Origin of the sequence: Achromobacter sp. ACM04 (genome assembly GCF_014851465.1) — a bacterium.
Lineage (GTDB): Bacteria > Pseudomonadota > Gammaproteobacteria > Burkholderiales > Burkholderiaceae_B > Achromobacter > Achromobacter aegrifaciens.
On the sequence record NZ_JACUZS010000004.1, the window covers coordinates 274,779 to 292,875 of the forward strand.

Here is an 18,097-nt window from a genome sequence, read left to right on the forward strand (position 1 = left end):
GTCGTCTCAATTCATGTAGACGCCACCGTTCACGTCCAGGGTGGCGCCGCAGATGTAGCTCGCGCCATCGGAACAGAGAAAGGCGATGGGCAAGGCGATTTCGCGAGGCCGGGCTATGCGCCGCAGCGGAATTCTATTCGCATCGAAGGCCTGCCCACGGGTCATTCCCGTCTCGGTCGCGCCTGGCGCGACGCTATTGACGGTGACGCCGGAATCGGCCGCCTTGCGGGCCAGCCATTTGACGAAAGCCTGCGTGCCGCCCTTGGCCGCAACGTAGTGTGGACTGGCGGCCAGCCCTCCCATGCGCGCGGCGACGGAAGACACCAGCACCATGCGGCCGGCGCCCTGCGCGCTCATCTTCGCCAGCACGGCGCGCGTCAGGTGCATCAGCCCCAGCAGATTGACGTCGATGACATGGTGGAAGACCTCGTCCCAGCCCGCCTCGTGCCAGTCGTCCCAGGGGCAATAGCCCGCATTGGCCACCAGCGCGTCCAGGCGCCCGATGTCGGCCACGGCCGCCTCGGCGGCGGCCCGGTCCGTCACGTCGAAGGCGATGGCGCGCGCCGGCACGCCCTTGGCTTGCAACTGCGCAACCAGTTCCTGCGGTGGTTCGCGATCGGCCAGCACCAGCGATGCGCCCTGCTCGCCGCAGACTTCGGCGGTCGCGCGGCCGATGCCGCCGGCCGCGCCGGTGATCAACACGGTCTTGCCCTCAAGCGCGCGCGGCATGAGCTTGCTCCTGTTGGCCGACCGAGAGCGCACTGTCGGCCTGCATTTCACGAATCAGGGCACGAATGTCGTCCTCTCCCGCCAGCGCCGCGCGCTCCAGCGCCTGCGACACCACGGGAGGCGCCCAGCGGCCGGTGACGCGCTTGACCGGCTGGTCCAGGTAGTCGAAGTAGCGCCGCTGGATCTCGTCGGCGATCAGCGCACCCAGGCTGGCGCCGCGCGTGGTCTGTTCGACGATGGCGACGCGGCCCGTCTTCATGACGGACCGGCCGATGGTTTCGTAATCAATGTCCCGCTGCGACAAGGTGCGCAGGTCGATGACGTCGGCGCGTATGCCCGCCTCTTCCACCATGCGGCAGCATTCATCCACCATGGTCAGGGTCGTCAGCAGTGTGATCTGGTCCCCCTCGCGTACGCGCTTGGCGCGGCCGATGGGGATGTAGTAGTCCAGGTCCTTGGGCACCAACGTCTTGCGCTTGTGCAGCTGCTGCGGCTCGATGACCAGCACCGGATCTTTGCAGCGCAGCGCCGAGTTCATCAGGCCCACGTATTCGAAAGCATTGGACGGCGCCACGATGCGCCACCCGGGAAACAGCGCGAACACGCCTGCCGGGTCCATGGAATGCTGCGAGCCATAGCCTTCCGGCCCGGGGATGCGCGCGCGCAGCACCAACGGCACTTCGGCCGTGCCATTGAACAAGTGACGGATCTTGCCAGCCTGGTTCAGCAGCTGGTCGCCCGCCACCAGGAAGAAGTCGCTGTACATCAGCTCGACCACGGGCTTCAGGCCCGACAGCGCTGCGCCGGTGGCCAGGCCGCAGAATCCGTTCTCAGTGATCGGAGTATTCACCAGCCGGCCGGCGTATGTCTCCGTCAGTCCGCGGGTGGCGCCCACGGTGCCCCCGCCCATGTTGGCCACGTCCTCGCCGAACACGTGGATTGTTTCGTCTTCGGCCATGCGCGCGCCCATGGCCCGCGAGATCGCCTCGATGTAGGACAGGGGTTCCATCTCTTCGGCGGCATAGTCCTCCGCCTCGGCGTAGCGCACGCCATCGAACTCCGACATGTCGCTATTGAGGTGTTCGTCCACGCTGGCCGCCGCCGGCCAAAGGCCGGCGCGTATGCGGGCCGACGAGCCTGCGCCTTCGATGCAGGAGGCGGCGGCCGCTTCCACCGCGTCCGTCACCGCGGCGTCGACGGCCGCCAACTCTTCCTCGCGCAGAATGCCGCGCGCCTTCAGTTCCTGTTGCAGGAACAGCCAGGGATCGCGTGCCTTCCACGCGTTTTCCTCTTCGCGCGTGCGGTAGCCGAAGGCGCTGCCCGGAATCGACGAACTCTGGTGGTAGTAACGGTACACCTCTGCCAGGACGAAGGCCGGGCGCCCGGTGCGGACGATATGGTCTTGCGCCCAGCGCGTGGCCAGCCAAGTGGCGAACGGGTTCATGCCGTCCACCTTGACTCCGGCGATGCCGTGGCCCTGCGGCCGGGTCAGCAATTCCGTCTCGAAAGTGGATTGCTCCACGCTCATGGAGACGGCGTACTTGTTGTTCTCCAGGAAGAAGATCATGGGCAGGCCGTACAGCGCCGCCAGGTTCATGGCTTCGTGGGTGGCGCCCTGGTGCACCGCGCCATCGCCGAAAAACGTGACCATGGTCTTGCCCGAGCCACGCTGCTTTTCCGCGTAGGCGTGGCCGCAAGCGATGGGAATGCCGCCCGCGACGATGGCATTCGTGCCCATGATGCCGAGCTCCGCGCGGCGCAGGTGCATGGAACCGCCACGGCCGCCGGTCCAGCCGTCCTTCAAACCCAGGATCTCGTGCATCATTCCCTGGATTTCCTGGCGCATGCGCAGCGTCAGGCCGGCCGCGGAGGGGTCCAGGTCGCCGTCGTAGAGCGCGTTGATGGCCTTTGCAATGCACTGGTGATGCGCGCGGTGCGTGCCATTCATCAGCGTGCCGACGGGCAATGCGGCGATACAACCGGCCGCGGCGCCTTCCTGGCCGATGCTGGAATGCGCCGGCCCGTGCACCAGGTTCAGCTTGTCCAGCTGCAGGATTTTTTCCTCGAAGCGGCGCGCGGCCAGGAACAGCGTCGTCAGGCGCAGGGCCTCGGCGCGTGTCAGCTGCGCCCAGTCGCTCTCTTCCACCACCAGTTCGTGCACCGGCGTCTTCTGCCGGATTTCTTCGAGTTGCATGCCGTCCCCTCGTTGTGCTTTGCGGCCGCCGCGCGGCGTTCAGATATGCGCGGTCACGCCGCCGTCCACCACCACGCTGGCGCCCGTCATGAAGTCGGACGCGGCGCTGGCCAGGAACAGGGCGGGTCCGACCATGTCTTCCGGTTCGCCCCAGCGGCCCATGGGCGTGGTCGCCACGACGCGTTCCGCGTGGCCAGGAATGTCTACCCGCGCCTGGCGCGACAGCGCCGTGTCGATCCAGCCGGGCTGGATCACGTTGACGGTGATGCCATCGGCCGCCCAGGCGCAGGCCAGCGAACGGGTCAGCTGCAGCACCCCTCCCTTGCTGGCCGAATAGGCCGCGGTCATGGCGTTGGACGCCAGTGCCAGGATGGAGCCGATGTTGATGATCTTGCCCTTGCGGCGCGCCTGCATGGATGCGTGCACGGCCTGGCACATGTTGAAGCTGCCCTTCAGATTGATGTCGATGATGCGGTCCCAGACGTCTTCGGCGTACTGCTCCGGACGCATGCGGGTATTGACGCCGGCGCAGTTCACCAGCACGTCCACCCCGCCGAAGGCGGCCACCACCTCGTCCACCACCGCGGCGCACGCGGCGCGATCCTCCACCTGCAGCGCGTAGCTTCCGGTCTTGGCGCCGGATCCGCGCAACTCGGACGCCAGCGCGTCGAGCTTTTCCCCCGCCAGGTCGGTCAGCACCAGCGTCGCGCCCGCCTGGGCATACGCCCGGCTGAGCGCGGCGCCGATACCGCCTGCCGCGCCGGTGATCAAGACAATCCTGCCTTCGAGATCGAACAGTTCGTGCTGGGCCATGCTGCGTCCCTTTTTTGCTATTTTTGATATGTGATCACAAATCAAATTCTAGGAACGGCTTCGAAGGCCGTCAACATGCCTGCCATCGGGGTCTACCCGTAGAACAAAAAAAATGGCGGAACGGGGCCATGCCCATTCCGCCTTGGAGGCATCCGCCAATGGCTGGAAAAATCAATACGTCATGCGCACGCCCAGCAGCACGCTGCGCCCGGGCAGCGGCGCCACCGTCGAAATGAAGGACGCGTGGTTGTACGCCAGCTTGTTCAGCAGATTCGTGCCGCGCAGGTAGACCTCATAGCCCGTGGCGCCATATTGGCCGCGGTAGGCCACCACCGCATTGACCATGTTGTAGCCAGGCGTGGTCTCCTCGTAGGCAGCGATGTCCTTCTGCGCAAACACGCGCGCGTACTCGACGCCGCCCGACCACTGCTGCCACTTCATATCCGCGCGCACGCCGGCGCGCGCTGCCGGGATGCGCGGCAGGTTGCCATCGCCGCCCGTCAGCTTGCCGTGCACGTAGTCGCCGAATACCGCAGCCGAAAACACCGGGGTGAACTGGTGGCGCAGTTCGCCTTCCACGCCCGTGAACTCTGCGTCGCGCTGGGTGTACTCGATCAGACGAAAGTCTTCGTAGCGGTCCAGCGTGTTGGCATAGATGTAGTTCTTCACGCGGTTGTGGAACACGCTGGCCGAGAACGTCGTATCGCCCGAATGCTTGCGCAAGGTCAGGTCGATGTTGTGCGAGGTCTCGCGGCCCAGGTCCGGATTGCCCAGTTCGTAGGTGTTGGTGGCCAGGTGCACGCCGTCCGCATACAGTTCCTGCGCGGTGGGCAGGCGCTGCGAGCGCGACAGGGACAGGGCCACCGAATACTGCGGCGCGAAGTCCCAGATGGCCGCGGCCGACAAGGACGTGCCGGACAGGCTGCTGCGCTGCGCGCCGCCCGTGGGCGAGATGCGCTGCCAGTCCTGCCGCGCGCCCAGTTCGAAGCGCCAGTCGTTCAGCTGGTACTCCTCCAGCACGAACACGCCGTATGAGCGCGTCTTGCTGCGCGGCAGGAAGGCCTCTTCGCCATCGGCGCGGAAATCGCTGTAGGCATTCTGCACGCCCACCACCCCGCGCCAGCCTGCGATGGGCTTGTGCTGCATTTCCACGCGCAGGTCGTAGCCCTTGTTCTTGAAGCGAGTGCCCACCTCGCCGCCTTCGATTTCGTCGTGCTGGTAGTCGGTCAGGCCGCCGCGCACGCGGATTTTCTCGAAGCCCGCAAACGGATCCTGGTACTCGGCGCGCAGATCGAGGCGGTTGCTGCGCAGCTTCACGTAAGGCACGCCGCCGTGTTCGTGCTCATGGTCGTGATCGTGGCCGTCTTCGTCGTGGTCATGATCATGGCCGCCGCAATGCAGATGAGTACCGTGCGGGTGGCAGCCTTCGTATTCGTGGTTATGTCCGGGCAGGCCGTACTTGCTTTCCAGATGCGTGAACGCCAGGCCGACGTAGCCGCGCGGCGTGATCCAGGACATGCCCACCGTGCCCTGCGTCGACTCGCTGTACGAACCTTCCAGCTTGCCGCCCGGCCAATCCGGCACGTCATAGTCGCTGGTGCGGCGCTTCAGGCCTTCCACGCGCACCGCGAACTGTCCTTCGCCCGCGGTGATACCCACCGCACCCGCACGTTCCTTGGTGCCCGTGGCGCCGCGCAGCTCGGCCTCGGCTTCTATGCCTTTTTCCGGCACCGCCGTCGGGATCTTCTTGTCCACCACATTGACCACGCCGCCGATCGCGCCGCCCCCATACAGCAGCGTTGCCGGACCGCGCAGCACTTCGATGCGTTCAGCCAATAGCGGCTCCACCGTCACCGCATGGTCAGGAGAGATGCTGGACGCGTCCATCACCTCGGAGCCGTCGGACAGCACCTTTACCCGCGGCGCAGTCTGGCCGCGGATCACGGGGCGGCTGGCGCCGCCGCCGAAGGTGTCGCTGTTTACGCCGGGCAGGTTCTTCAGCGTGTCGCCCAGGGTGCCGTTGCGCTGCTCGATCAGCGCGTCGCCTTCCAGCACCGAGGCCGGCAAGGTGGTGCTGTTCAGGTCCAGCCCCAGCGGGTTGGCGGAAACCGTGATCGGCGCCAGCGTCCTGGCGGCCGAACGTTCCGCCGCGGCTTCCGCGGCTTCGTCGGCCTGCGCGGCGGGCGCGGCCAGCATCAGCGCGCAGACCAGGGGCTTCAGCGCACCCCGGCGGCCCGCCCGCAGGGCAACCCTGCCGCCGCGTTCCCTCTGCCACCCCAGTTTCTTGCCATTCATCATCGCCCTCTTTCAAATGTTATAACGTACCAAATAATTGACGAATGATATAACATTTCGAAAATGACGCAAGCTTGCAGACGCAGTGAATGTGCCGCTGCCGCTCATGGCCGGGCCGGCACGGGCGCGCGTATCATAGGGCGATGGTGTTCCCCCGACTTCCGACTCCTCCCACGCTGACCGACACCGTCGCCAAGCGCCTGCTCGCCGAGATCGACGAAGGTCGCGTGCCGCCCGGGGAAAAATTGCCCACGGAAAGCGCGCTGGCGGAGCAGTTCGGCGTCAGCCGCACGGTCATCCGCGAAGCGGTTTCGCGGCTGCGGCAGGACGGCATCGTCGAAGCGCGGCAAGGCAGCGGCGTGTACGTCACCGGCCACGCCGGCAACCGCGCTTTGCGCATCGACGCCGCCGATCTGTCCTCGCTGGACGCCGTGCTGCATATCGTGGATCTGCGCCGCGCGCTGGAAACCGAGATCGCCGCGCAGGCCGCTGCAGTGCGGAAAAAGCAGGACATGGCGGAGATCGACGCCGCGCTGGCCGCCATTTCGCAGGCTGTGGAAAACGGCGGCGACGGCGTGCAGGAAGACGTGGCCTTCCATCGCAGCATCGCCCGCGCCACCGGCAACCCCTATTTCCTGACAACCCTGGCCTTCGTCAGCCAGTTCCTGGAAGCGGCCACGCGCGTCACGCGCGCCAACGAGGCGCGCCACGCCAGCTTGATGCGCGACGTACTGCAGGAACACGTCGCCATCGTCGAGGCCATACGCAGCAAGGACGTGGACGGCGCGCGCGAGGCCGCGCGCATCCATATGGTGAATGCGGCCAAGCGGTTGAGCCAGGCGCACCGTTAGACTAGCGTGCCGCGGCGCTTGCGCTGGGACCAGCGGACGCAGGTAAGCGCCTAGGCGAATGCCTTGATGAAGAAATCCGGCGTGCCGAAGTTGCCTGATTTCAGCGCGATGCTGATGTCGCCTAGCGCCGCGGGCGCATGGCCGGAACACCAGGGCACGCCGGGATCGATCTGCTCGCCGATGGCGATCTGCTGCAATCCCAACGCCTGCACCACCGCCCCCGAGGTCTCGCCGCCCGCCACGATCAGTTGCCGCACGCCGCGTTCGACCAGACCCGCCGCGATGCGCGCGATGGCGTCCTCGATCATGGCGCCCGCACGCGCGGCGCCCAGCGCCCCCTGCGCTTGCCGCACCTGGTCGGGCTGCGCGGTGGAGTAGATCAACACGGGGCCGTCGTGCATGCGCGCATCGGCCCATGCCAGCGCCTCGCCCACGACGTCGTGACCCGCAGCCAGCCGCCGCGGATCCAGCGCCAACGCCGGCCGGCCGCTTTCAATGAATGCAGCCACCTGGCCATTGGTTGCCGCCGAGCAACTGCCCGCCACCACCGCCTGCAAGCCGCGCTGGCGCGGTTGCCGGGCGTCCGCGGACGCCGCCGCCAGCCCCCAGTTGCCGGGCAGTCCGATCGCCACGCCCGACCCCGCCGTCACCAGCGGCATGCCGGCAAGCGCGGGGCCCAAGGCCAGCAGGTCGTCATTGGACACGGCGTCCACGATGGCGATCCCCACACCCTGCGCCTGCAACTCTTGGATGCGGGCGCGGATGGCCTCGCTACCGCGCGCCACGACGCTGTAGTCGATCAACCCGACTCGGCGGGAAGTCTGCGCGGACAGAACGCGCACCAGATTCGGGTCGGTCATGGGCGTCAGCGGATGGTGCTGCATGCCCGATTCGTTCAGCAGCACATCCCCTGCGAACAGATAGCCTTTGAACACCGTGCGCTTGTTGTCCGGAAAGGCCGGCGTGGCGATGGTGAAATCCGTGTCCAGCCGCGTCATCAGCGCATCGGCGACCGGCCCGATGTTGCCCTCGGGCGTGCTGTCGAAAGTGGAGCAATACTTGAAGTAGATCTGTTCCGAGCCCTGCGCCAGCAGCCACTCCAGCGCCGCCAACGACTGCGCCACCGCCTCGGCCGCGGGCAGCGTGCGGGTCTTGAGCGCCACCACCACCGCATCCGCCGCGCCGCGCAGGGGTTCGCCCGGTATGCCTATGGTCTGCACGGTGCGCATGCCGGCGCGCACAAGGTTGTTGGCCAGATCGGTGGCGCCGGTGAAGTCATCGGCGATGCAGCCCAGTTTGATGCTCATTTGGCCTCCGGCAGGGCGATGCCCGGGAATATCTTGATCACCGCGCTGTCGTCCTCGCGGCCGTGGCCGGCGCTGGAGGCCTGCATGAACATCTGATGCGCGGTGGAGGCCAGCGGCAAGGGAAAGCGGGTATGCCGGGCGGTGTCCAGCACCAGCCCCAGGTCCTTGACGAAGATGTCGACCGCGGAGAGCGGCGTGTAGTCGCCGGCCAGCACATGGGCCATGCGGTTCTCGAACATCCAGCTATTGCCCGCGCTATGCGTGATCACTTCATACAGGGCGTCCGCGTCCACGCCTTCGCGCAGTCCCAGCGCCATGGCCTCGGCCGCCGCTGCGATGTGCACGCCCGCCAGCAGCTGGTTGATGATCTTGACCTTACTGCCCGCGCCGGCGCGGTCGCCCAGGCGGTAGACCTTGCCGGCCATGGATTCCAGCACCGCGCCGCAGGCGTCATAGGCCGCCGCGCGCCCGGCGGTCATCATCGTCATCTCGCCCGAAGCCGCGCGCGCGGCGCCGCCCGAGATGGGCGCGTCCAGGTACAGGATGCCCTGCGCTTCGAGCCGCGCCTCCAGCGCGATGGACCAATTGGGATCCACGGTGGAACACATCACGAACACCGCCCCCGGGCGCAGCGCGGCGGCAAGGCCGCCTTCCCCGTACAGCACCTCCTCGGTCTGCTGGGCGTTGACGACCACGCTGATGACGATGTCGCAGGCGGCCGCCATGTCGGCCAGGGTGGCGCAGGCCACGCCGCCCTGCGCCGCGAACGCCGCGCAAGCTTCCCTGCGGATGTCGTACACGTGCACGTCGTGGCCCGCCCGGCGCAGGCTTTGCGCGATGCCCGCGCCCATGGCGCCCAGGCCGATGACGCCGACTCGGCGGGATGGGGTTTGAGGATTGCTCATATCGTTGGCGGCCCGGCTACGGTAGGAATGGAGAGCTGCCGGCGCTCAGCGCGGCAGGTCGTCGGCCATGTAGGCGCGGATGATGTCCGCGAAGTCGGCGTCGCCGCGCAGGCCCAGGCGCTCGGCCCGAGCGGTGTCCCAGCGTCCAGGCCAGCTGCCCACGATGCGCTCGACGCGCTCGTCAGGCTTCCAGCCGACACGGCCGGCGACCTCCTCGCCCGCGACCTCTCGCAGCGCTTGCACCATTTCGCTTGCCGTGACCGACACGCCAGGCAAATTGATGGGAGCGCGGTCCGCGACGGCGGCCGTCTCGAGCTCGCAGCCGGCGATCAGGGCCTGTATCGCGCCGCGCGGCGACAGCAGCCACAGGCGCGTATCGGCGCTGACCGGGCAGGCGGCCTCCAAGCCGTTCAATGGTTCGCGGATGATGCCGCTGGCAAACGACGACGCCGCCGCATTGGGCCGCCCCGGACGCACGCTGATGGTGGGCAGGCGCAGCACGCGCCCGTCCACGTAGCCGCGCCGCGTGTAGTCCGCCAGCAGCAGTTCGGCAATGGCCTTCTGCGTGCCGTAGGACGATTGGGGATTGAGCGCGGTATCGTCGCGCACGGTGTCGGGCAGCGCGCCGCCGTACACCGCGACCGAACTGGTGAAGATTACCCGCGGCTTGTGGCCCAGCGCGCGGCAGGTTTCGAGCAGCGCGCGCGACGCGTCCAGGTTGATGCGCATCCCCAGGTCGAAGTCCGCCTCCGCCTGCCCGCTGACGATGGCGGCCAGATGGAAGATGGCGCGGGTTTGCGTGTCAATGGCCTGCCGCAGCATCGCGGGGTCGGCGATATCGCCAAGCTGCGCATGGATGCGCGGATCATCCGGCCCCTGCGCCTGCACCACATCCAGCAGGTCGATCCGCGTGATGGCTTCGGGCTTGCCGCCATCCAATGCCAGCGTGCCGCGCTCCAGCAGCTTGCGGGCCAGGCGCTGCCCCAGGAATCCGGCGCCGCCGGTGATGAGTATCTTCATATCGCGGTATGCCCCGTGTGTGTCAGATAGGGCCGGGCCCAGCCCAGCCCGGCGGAGGTGCCGGCCCGGGGCCGGTATTCGCAACCGATCCAGCCGGCATAACCCAACGCATCGATCTGTTCGAACAGATATGGATAGTTCAGCTCTCCCAGGTCCGGCTCGTGGCGGTCGGGCACGCCCGCGATCTGGATGTGGCCGATGCCCGCCATGTCGCGCTTGAGCTTGACCGCGATATCGCCTTCCACGATCTGGCAGTGGTAGATGTCGAACTGGACTTTCAGATTGTCTGCGCCGACTTCGGCACAGACGGCTTGGGCCTCGTCCTGGCGGTTGAGAAAGAATCCCGGAATGTCGCGCGTGTTGATCGGCTCGATCACCACCGTCACGTCGGCGGATGCCGCAGCGCGCGCGGCCCACGCAAGGTTCTCCAGATAGACCGCGCGATGCGCCGCGCGGTCCTGTCCGGGCTGTATCAGCCCAGCCATCAGATGCAGCTTGCGGTTGCCCAGCGCAGCGGCATATTCCAAGGCTTGGTCGACTCCGCGCCGAAACTCGCTTTCACGGCCTGGCAGCGAGGCTGTGCCGCGCTCGCCCGCGGCCCAATCGCCGGGCGGCGCGTTGAACAGCGCCTGGGTCAACCCTTGCGCTTGCAGCCGCGCCTTGAGTTCGGCTGCCGGGTACTCGTAGGGAAACAGGAACTCCACTCCCGCGAATCCGTCCCCCGCGGCCGCGGCAAACCGGTCCAGGAAAGGATGCTCGGTGTACATCATGCTGAGATTGGCGGCCAGGCGCGGCATCGCGATTCCTTGATTCAATAGCGCGCGCCGAACACGTCGCGCAGTTCGTCGATCGCCGCCGCGCTCAATGGCGCCGGCCGGGGATCGCTCATCAGCCACAGGCGGGCGGTTTCTTCCAGTTCTTCCAGCGCGTAAGCCGCATGCGCCACGGAACGCTCCCACATCACCGGCCCCAGGCGCTCGAATAGCGCCCCGCGCACCTCTCCGGCCACGGCGGCGACCTCGGCTGCGGCCTGCGGGTCGCCGGGGCGGCGATAGGGGATCAGCGGAATCCTGCCGACCTTCATGACCTGATAGGGCGTGATCGGCGGCAGCACTTCATCGGGCCGCCATACGCCCGCGAGCGTCAGCGCCACCAGATGCGTGGAATGCGTATGCACGATGCCGCGAGCGCCGGGACTGGCCTGGTAGATGCCGCGATGCAGCTCCAGCGTCTTGGACGGCTTGCCGCCCGAAACATGCCTGCCCGCCGCATCGACCTTGGACAGTTGGACGGGATCCAGCCTGCCCAGGCAGGCATCGGTCGGCGTGATCAGCCAGCCATCGTCCAGGCGCGCGCTGATGTTGCCGGCGGCGCCCACGGTATAGCCACGGTTGTAGAGGCTGGCGCCGACGGCGCAGATCTCTTCGCGGATGCGGGATTCTTCGGTCATGGACGCCCGCCGGCCGGACAAGGGGCGAGCATGCGTAATGTGGATGCCAAGGGCATGACGACGTTGCCTTCCAAGAGTGAAGTCATAATGTCATCATACAAATTTGCCGTAAAGCACAGTGCCAGGGTAAACACTGAGCGATAGGACGCGGCCGGACGCCAACCCGGCCGCAACGGTTTCAGTCTTGCTGCCTGGCGCCCAGCTCCACGCCGGCCAGTTGCTCGGACAGGCGGGCGACGGCGGTGTGGTCCTGGCCCTTGCCCAGCATCTTGCCGGCCGAGGCCCAAAGTTCGCGGCACAGCGAGGCAAACGGCGTGGGCGTGCCGGTGTCGGTCGCGATGCCTAGCGCAATGCCCAGGTCCTTGACCATCAGGTCCAGGCCGAAGCCCGAATTGAACTGGCGCGACAGCACGAACTGCTTGAACTTCTTCTGGGTGGAATTGTTCATGCCGGTCGACGCGTTGAGTACGTCGACGATAACGTTCGGATCCAGGCCGAACTGCTGGCCGATCAGCATGGCCTCGACGCCGATCAGGAAGCCGCCTGCCGACACCAGGTTGTTCAACGCCTTCATGGCATGGGCGCTGCCCACCTCACCCACGGGCGTGATCGTCGTGCCCATGCTGGACAGGGCCGGACGCACCCGCTCCAGCGTCGCCGCGGGTCCGCCGTACATGATGGCCAGTTCGCCCGTGCGGGCGCGCGGCACGCCGCCGGAAACCGGCGCGTCGACCATGACGCCGCCAGCGGCGGCCACGGCCTGCGCCAGGCGCTGGGTATGCGCCGGCACGCCGGAACTCATGTCCACGACCACGCTACCCTGGTGCAAACCCGCCAGCACGCCCTGTTCGCCGTTCAGCACCTGCTCGACGATCGCGCTGGTGGGCAGCATGGTGAAGATGATGTCGGACTGCGCGGCCAATTCGGCGCAGGTGGCTGCGGCCTGGCCGCCTACTTCCTGGGCGAACTTGGCGGCCTGGCCGGGCACGGCGTCGAACACCGTGACCGCAAAGCCGGCCTGCACCAGGCGGGCCGCCATGGGCCAACCCATGCTGCCGATGCCGATCAGGCCCACCCGCTCTTGCGGGGCGTTCATGCCTTGGACTCCTTGAAAGCGCCCTCTTCTTCCAGCACCTGGTTGGCGACCTTGAACGCGTCCAACCCCGCCGGGATGCCGCAGTAGACCGTGGCCTGCAGCAGGATTTCCTTGATCTCCTCGACCGTCACGCCGTTGTTCAGCGCGCCCTTGACGTGCAGCTTGATCTCGGCCGGGCGGTTCAGCGCGGTCAGCATGGCCAGGTTGAGCATGCTGCGGGTCTTCTTTTCCAGACCGGGACGGCCCCAGGTATAGCCCCAGCACCATTCGGTGGTGATGTGCTGGAAGGCCATCATGAATTCGTTGGCGCGGCCGATGGAGCCGTCCACGTATTCCGTGCCCAGCACTTCGCGGCGCAGGTTCAGGCCTTGGTCGAACAGGGCCTGGGTTTCGGATTTGATGTCTGCCATGAGTTCCTCTTTGTGATGGGGTGACGGCTTTACAGGGGATCTACGCCCACTGTTTTGTCTGATTGTCCGGCAATTTTCCCGCAATCGTCAATAGTCTGATTGTCTGACAATCTGCTTGACTGAAAAAATAGTGCACCTCATAATTTGCCGCAGGGCATGCCCCGCGAGCACGACCTGCCAACGGGATATATTGCGTCTTTACATTGACACGGCGGTCCGCCGCGACGAGGCCATGAGCCTGCGCCGCCGCTCGAACCCGCCGCCCGGATAAGCGAGAAACAGCAATGGCCAGCCAGACAGGCGCGGTATTCGAAAAGCCCAGCACTCTGCGCATACGCGTCGAGGAGTTCCTGCGAGCATCCATCATGGACGGCCGGCTCAAGGGCGGAGAGCGCCTGCGCGAACAGGAGCTGTGCGATCAATTGGGCATCAGCCGCAGCACCCTGCGCGAGGCGCTGCGCACCCTGGAAGCCGAACGCCTGATCTCCATCGAGCCACACCGCGGCCCTACCGTGGTGCGCATCACCGAAAAGGCCGCCCGTGACCTCTATGCCCTGCGCGGACTGCTCGAAGGCTATGCAGCGCACGAGTTCGCCCGGCTGGCAAGCGACGCCGACATCGAGCGTCTGGGCAAGGCCGTCGACGCCCTGCACCGCCAGGCCAAGGGCAGCAATAAGGCCGCCCTGCTGGCGGCCAAGCGCGAGTTCTACGACGTACTACTGAGCGGCTGCGACAACGATCTGGTCAAGGACATGCTGCCCGGCCTGCTGTCGCGCATCAATCTGCTGCGCGCCACCTCGTTTGCACGCGCCGACCGCCTGCCGGAAAGCATGGCCGAGATCGATCTGATCTTCGAGCACATCCGGGCCCGGGATCCGCAAAGCGCACAGAACGCCGCGCAAAGCCATATCGCAAACGCGGAACGCACTGCGCTCGAGGTGCTCAAGCGCCAGCAACAGGAGACTTCCCAAGGTGAAGACGAGCGTCCAGCAACCAAAAAGCGGGGCGCCAGCACTGCAGGGTAGCGAGTTCATCCCGCCCGTCCTGCGCGCAACCGGAGCCATCGCATGACACTGCCCCACTACGAGGTCTACGCCCTGCGCTACGCCACGGTAGCGCGGCAGCGTAGCCAGAACTTCATCACGCCCCCGGATCCGCACGACGGCCCGATGCCGATGGATTACTTCGTCTGGGTCATCCGCGACGGCCAGCGCGTCTACCTGGTGGATACGGGCTTCAACGAGGCCGCAGCCCGGGCCCGCGGCCGCGAGTTCTTGCGCTGCCCGATTGAAGCATTGGAAAAGCTGGGTATCGCGCCCGCGGACATCCGCGATGTCATCGTCACACATCTGCATTACGACCACGCAGGCAACATCCGCAAGCTGCCGCAGGCCCGCCTGCATCTGCAGGAAAGCGAGCTGCACTATGCCTGCGGCTGCAACATGCGCTTCGACATGCTGCGCCACGCCTATGCAGTGGAAGACGTGGTCGACGTGGTACGGGGCGTGTACGACAAACGCGTGGCGTTCTACCATGGCCACGACGAAATCGCACCGGGCCTGCAACTGCTGCACATCGGCGGCCATACCCGCGGACTGCAGGCGGTGCGCGTGCACACCGCGCGCGGCTGGATGGTGTTGGCGTCGGACGCCAGCCACTACTACGACAACATGGGCCTGGACGCACCGTTTCCCATCGTCGACAACGTCGCTGACATGCTGGCGGGCTACGAGATCCTGCTGAAGTTCGCGGAATCGCCCGACCACATCGTGCCGGGGCACGATCCTTTGGTCAGGACACGGTACCCGGGACTGGCCGGCGCGGATACGGAAGTGGTGGCGTTGCACCTGGGAAACGGCGCGCGCCCCTGAACGCCAGCGCGCCAGCGGCGCGGCATCACAATCCCAGCGGCCGAATCGCCTCGTCCACTTCTTCCGCCGACATGTCCTGCACGATGAGGACCATGGCGCCCGCCCGCTGCGAGCCTTCCACTCCCTCGACAGGCTCGGGCACAGAAAAGACATGCCGCACGCCATGGACGGCGCGCAGCGTCCCGTCCGTCCAGCGCAAGAGCCCTTTCGCGCGCAACAGGCGGTCGCCGACCTGGCGCTGCATGTGCCGGGTCCAGCGCGCATAGTCCTCCCAGCCCACCGGCTGGCTCTGCGTAAAGGCGTAGGACACGATTCCGTAGCGCAACACGTGCGCCAGCGGCCCTGCGGCTGGCGCGGCGTTCAGCGCCGCAGCATCCAGATGCTCGGCGCGCAGGTCGTCGAACAGCGCGGGCGCTTCCTCATCCACGGTGTCCGGCGACACCGCGCGGATGGGCGCGCTGGCGTTGTAGCCGCGCAGCGCAGCGCGCATCGTGTCTATCGCAGCCTCATCGGCCAGATCGGCCTTGGTCAGCGCGATGCGGTCGGCGATGGCGATCTGGGTACTGGCTTCGCGGTAGGCGTCCAGCGTCGACAGGCCATGCAGCGCGTCCGCCGTCGCCACCACGCCGCCGAAGCGGTAGTGGCGGGCGATGAGCGGATCCGCCGCCAGCGTATTGATGACCGGACAAGGATCCGCCAGCCCCGAAGTCTCCACCACCACGCGCGTGAACGCGGGAATCTCGCCGCGCTGGCGCCGGTAATAGAGCGACTCCAGCGTGTCCTGCAGCGAACTGGTGGCTGCGCAGCACAGGCAGCCGGAATCCAGCAGCACCACGTCGGTGTCATCGGCCTTGCCCACCAGCATGTGGTCCAGGCCGATCTCGCCGAACTCGTTGATCACCACCGCCGTATCGGCAAAGCGCGGGCTGCGCACCAACCGCGACAGCAGCGTGGTCTTGCCGCTGCCCAGGAAACCCGTCAGCAGGTAGACCGGCAACGGTCCGGCGGCGGTCGCGGACATGGGCGGCTCAGGCCTGTTCCGCCGCGGCCGGCGCGGGCAGGTTGCGCAGGTAATCCTGCACTTCGCGCGACGGGATCACATCGGCGTACTTGCAGTTCAGGTCGAACAGGCTCATCGCATGGCTGGCCTGGAAGCGGTCGAACGCAGCCTCTTCGGGAATGATGACCTTGAAGTTGTACGAATAGGCGTCCACCGTGGTGGCGCGCAGGCATCCCGAAGACGTGCAGCCCACCAGGATCAGCGTGTCTACGTCCAGGAAGTTCAGGTGGCTCATGAAGATGGTGCCGAAGAAGCAGGACGGCTTCTGCTTGGTGATGCGGATGTCCTGCGGCCGCGGGGCCAACGGCTCCACGGTCTGCGTGGCATGGGTGTTGGCCAGCACGGTCTTCTCGCCGCCGCGATGGTTCTTGCCCACTTGCACGCCGCTGTCCAGAAGGTCGGCGCGGCGGCCGCTTTCGGTATAGAAGACCGGTATGTTCTTGTCGCGCGCCAGCTCCAGCAGCGGCACGATATGCGCCACCGCGTCCCAGGCCTCCCGGCCGCAATGGGTGCGGTACTGCTTCAGGCCTTCCAGGATGTCCTGGGGCGTATCGCCGCAGAAGTTGTACTGCACGTCGATGATGAACAGGGCCGGACGCTTGCCGAAGCCGCCACGCTTGCCGTAGCCGGCCTGCGCCAGCACCTGCTTGTCGCGTTCAGTCAGAAAGTCGTCCCAGATTCGCTTGGTTTCGCTCATGGTAGTGCCTGCCAGAAGTGGAGTAGGTTCAGTTCAAAGACGCTTGAGATAGCGGCCGCCGGGATTGCTGCGCGCGGCATCGGTAATGCGGCCGTCCAGCGCCACGGTGCGCCCGCGCACCAGGGTGCGCACGGGCCAACCCTTCAGGGTCATGCCCTCGTAAGGGGAGTAGTCGGAATTGGATTCGAGCGTGGAGGGATCGACGGTGCGCTCCAGATCCGGATCCACCAGCACCAGATCGGCATCCTTGCCGATCTCGATGCTGCCCTTGGCAGGCATGCGGTAGATGCGGGCAGAGTTCTCCGCGCTGACTTTCATCAACGTTTCCAGCGGCACGCCGCGGCGGTGATAGCCTTCGTGCAGCAGGATCGGCAACATCAAGCCGGTGCCGGGAAAGCCGTTGCTGGCTGCCCAGATGTCGGTGTCCTTGGTGGCACGCTTGCGCGGCACGTGGTCGGTGCCGATGGTGGTAATGGAACCATCCAGCACGCCCTCCCACATGGCGTCCACGTCGGCCTGGCCGCGCACCGGCGGATTGACCTTGGCATAAGTCCCGGCGGGCGATTCGTCGTTCAGGAACAGGTAGTGCGGGCAGGTCTCGACATAGATCGGCGGCGCGTCCGGCGTGCGCCGGTGGCGCCGCGCCTCGTCCAGCGCCTCGCGGCTGCTCAGGTGCACGATGTTGACCGCGGCGCCGGTCTTGGATGCGAAGTAGCAGACGCGGTGCACGTTCTCCGCTTCCAGGAAGTCCGGGCTCTGTTCATTCCAGGCCTTCAGGTCGTCGCGGCCAGCGGCGCGCAGCGGATCCCGCAGGACGGGAATCACTTCCACGTTTTCACAATGCACGCCCATGATCGCGCCCGGGATCGCGGCGGTAGCGCGCAACGCCGAATACAGCAGGCCGTCGTCGATATCGGTAAAGCCCTTGGACAGCCCTGCTGCGCCCTTGTACATCATGTAGAGCTTGTAGGAATTCACGTTGAAGCGGCGCGAAATTTCCTCCAGCGTCTCCACGTGCAGATTGCTGGTGATGCCGAAATGGAAGCCGAAATCGACGCAGCTCTGCGACAGCGCGCGGTCGCGCACCTTGTCGAAGGATTCGCGGATATCCGCCGAGCGATGAAACGACAGCACGGAGGTCGTGCCGCCGAGGGCAGCGAAGCGCGACTCGGTTTCGAAGTCGGTCTCGGGCGAGCCGAATCCGAAATGCACGTGCGGATCGATCAGACCCGGCAATACCCAAAGCCCTTGGCAATCTATGGTCTCGCGGGCCTCGAATTGCGCGCCTGGCTCGGCGATGATGGCAATGCGACCGTCGATGACGCCGAGTACGCCTTCGGTCAGCCCCTGCTGGGGCAAGTACAGTCTGGCATTGGTAAGCAGCAGATCCAGCATGATG

17 protein-coding genes are annotated in these 18,097 nt (G+C 66.5%); 3 read left to right on the plus strand and 14 right to left on the minus strand.

Features of this window, described 5'->3' with window-relative positions:
• Positions 1-6 precede the first annotated feature (6 nt).
• From IB259_RS23195 to IB259_RS23210, 4 genes are all read right to left on the minus strand, one after another.
• Positions 7-729 carry an SDR family NAD(P)-dependent oxidoreductase gene (locus tag IB259_RS23195; RefSeq protein WP_054457654.1) on the minus strand — a complete coding sequence of 241 codons (723 nt, stop codon included), beginning with the start codon at positions 727-729 and terminating at the stop codon, positions 7-9.
• Positions 713-2,923, minus strand: coding sequence for a thiamine pyrophosphate-dependent enzyme (locus tag IB259_RS23200; protein WP_192330189.1), 2,211 nt, complete (start codon positions 2,921-2,923; stop codon positions 713-715). Before IB259_RS23200 ends, IB259_RS23195 begins: the two co-directional genes overlap by 17 nt.
• Before the next feature lie 39 nt (positions 2,924-2,962).
• On the minus strand, positions 2,963-3,736 hold the full coding sequence (locus tag IB259_RS23205) for an SDR family NAD(P)-dependent oxidoreductase (protein ID WP_175160860.1): 774 nt from the start codon (positions 3,734-3,736) through the stop codon (positions 2,963-2,965).
• Between the two features lie 171 nt (positions 3,737-3,907).
• Complete coding sequence (locus IB259_RS23210; RefSeq protein ID WP_370528714.1) at positions 3,908-5,932, minus strand: TonB-dependent receptor domain-containing protein; 2,025 nt, start codon at positions 5,930-5,932, stop codon at positions 3,908-3,910.
• Positions 5,933-6,174: 242 nt separating this feature from the next.
• Here IB259_RS23210 and IB259_RS23215 point away from each other — a divergent pair, with 242 nt between their 5' ends.
• Positions 6,175-6,882: a FadR/GntR family transcriptional regulator gene (locus tag IB259_RS23215; protein WP_192330194.1), complete on the plus strand. Its 708-nt coding sequence runs from the start codon at positions 6,175-6,177 to the stop codon at positions 6,880-6,882.
• Between the two features lie 50 nt (positions 6,883-6,932).
• Here the strand turns inward: IB259_RS23215 and otnK are convergent, their stop codons facing one another.
• The 7 genes from otnK to IB259_RS23250 all read right to left on the minus strand — a co-directional run bounded on the left by otnK (position 6,933) and on the right by IB259_RS23250 (position 13,070).
• Positions 6,933-8,189 carry a 3-oxo-tetronate kinase gene (gene otnK, locus IB259_RS23220; protein ID WP_192330196.1) on the minus strand — a complete coding sequence of 419 codons (1,257 nt, stop codon included), beginning with the start codon at positions 8,187-8,189 and terminating at the stop codon, positions 6,933-6,935.
• The gene (gene ltnD / locus IB259_RS23225) at positions 8,186-9,094 is read right to left on the minus strand and encodes an L-threonate dehydrogenase (RefSeq protein ID WP_192330198.1); all 909 of its coding nucleotides are present in this window, start codon (positions 9,092-9,094) and stop codon (positions 8,186-8,188) included. Before ltnD ends, otnK begins: the two co-directional genes overlap by 4 nt.
• 45 nt (positions 9,095-9,139) lie before the next feature.
• On the minus strand, positions 9,140-10,114 hold the full coding sequence (gene denD / locus IB259_RS23230) for a D-erythronate dehydrogenase (protein WP_054457659.1): 975 nt from the start codon (positions 10,112-10,114) through the stop codon (positions 9,140-9,142).
• Positions 10,111-10,911, minus strand: a complete 801-nt coding sequence (otnI, locus tag IB259_RS23235; protein WP_119450245.1) for a 2-oxo-tetronate isomerase — start codon at positions 10,909-10,911, stop codon at positions 10,111-10,113. The genes denD and otnI overlap by 4 nt, the downstream gene beginning before the upstream one ends.
• Before the next feature lie 14 nt (positions 10,912-10,925).
• A complete protein-coding gene (locus IB259_RS23240) occupies positions 10,926-11,564 on the minus strand; it encodes an aldolase (protein ID WP_192330200.1) in 639 nt (212 codons plus the stop codon).
• Between the two features lie 178 nt (positions 11,565-11,742).
• Positions 11,743-12,660, minus strand: a complete 918-nt coding sequence (locus tag IB259_RS23245; RefSeq protein WP_192330202.1) for an NAD(P)-dependent oxidoreductase — start codon at positions 12,658-12,660, stop codon at positions 11,743-11,745.
• Positions 12,657-13,070, minus strand: a complete 414-nt coding sequence (locus IB259_RS23250) for a carboxymuconolactone decarboxylase family protein (RefSeq protein WP_119450243.1) — start codon at positions 13,068-13,070, stop codon at positions 12,657-12,659. Before IB259_RS23250 ends, IB259_RS23245 begins: the two co-directional genes overlap by 4 nt.
• Positions 13,071-13,354: 284 nt before the next feature.
• Here IB259_RS23250 and IB259_RS23255 point away from each other — a divergent pair, with 284 nt between their 5' ends.
• Together IB259_RS23255 and IB259_RS23260 are read left to right on the plus strand one after the other, a co-directional pair.
• A complete protein-coding gene (locus IB259_RS23255; protein ID WP_054457664.1) occupies positions 13,355-14,095 on the plus strand; it encodes a GntR family transcriptional regulator in 741 nt (246 codons plus the stop codon).
• Positions 14,096-14,137: 42 nt separating this feature from the next.
• Entirely contained in the window at positions 14,138-14,941 is an 804-nt protein-coding gene (locus tag IB259_RS23260) for an N-acyl homoserine lactonase family protein (protein WP_192330204.1), read from the plus strand.
• Between the two features lie 25 nt (positions 14,942-14,966).
• Here the strand turns inward: IB259_RS23260 and IB259_RS23265 are convergent, their stop codons facing one another.
• Genes IB259_RS23265 through IB259_RS23275 form a run of 3 tightly spaced genes read right to left on the minus strand, consistent with a single transcriptional unit; the run spans position 14,967 to position 18,093 of the window.
• Positions 14,967-15,962, minus strand: a complete 996-nt coding sequence (locus tag IB259_RS23265; RefSeq protein ID WP_175182029.1) for a GTP-binding protein — start codon at positions 15,960-15,962, stop codon at positions 14,967-14,969.
• A gap of 7 nt (positions 15,963-15,969) precedes the next feature.
• Positions 15,970-16,698 carry an isochorismatase family protein gene (locus IB259_RS23270; RefSeq protein ID WP_054457667.1) on the minus strand — a complete coding sequence of 243 codons (729 nt, stop codon included), beginning with the start codon at positions 16,696-16,698 and terminating at the stop codon, positions 15,970-15,972.
• Between the two features lie 33 nt (positions 16,699-16,731).
• Positions 16,732-18,093 carry a dihydroorotase family protein gene (locus IB259_RS23275; protein WP_125470497.1) on the minus strand — a complete coding sequence of 454 codons (1,362 nt, stop codon included), beginning with the start codon at positions 18,091-18,093 and terminating at the stop codon, positions 16,732-16,734.
• Positions 18,094-18,097 lie beyond the last annotated feature (4 nt).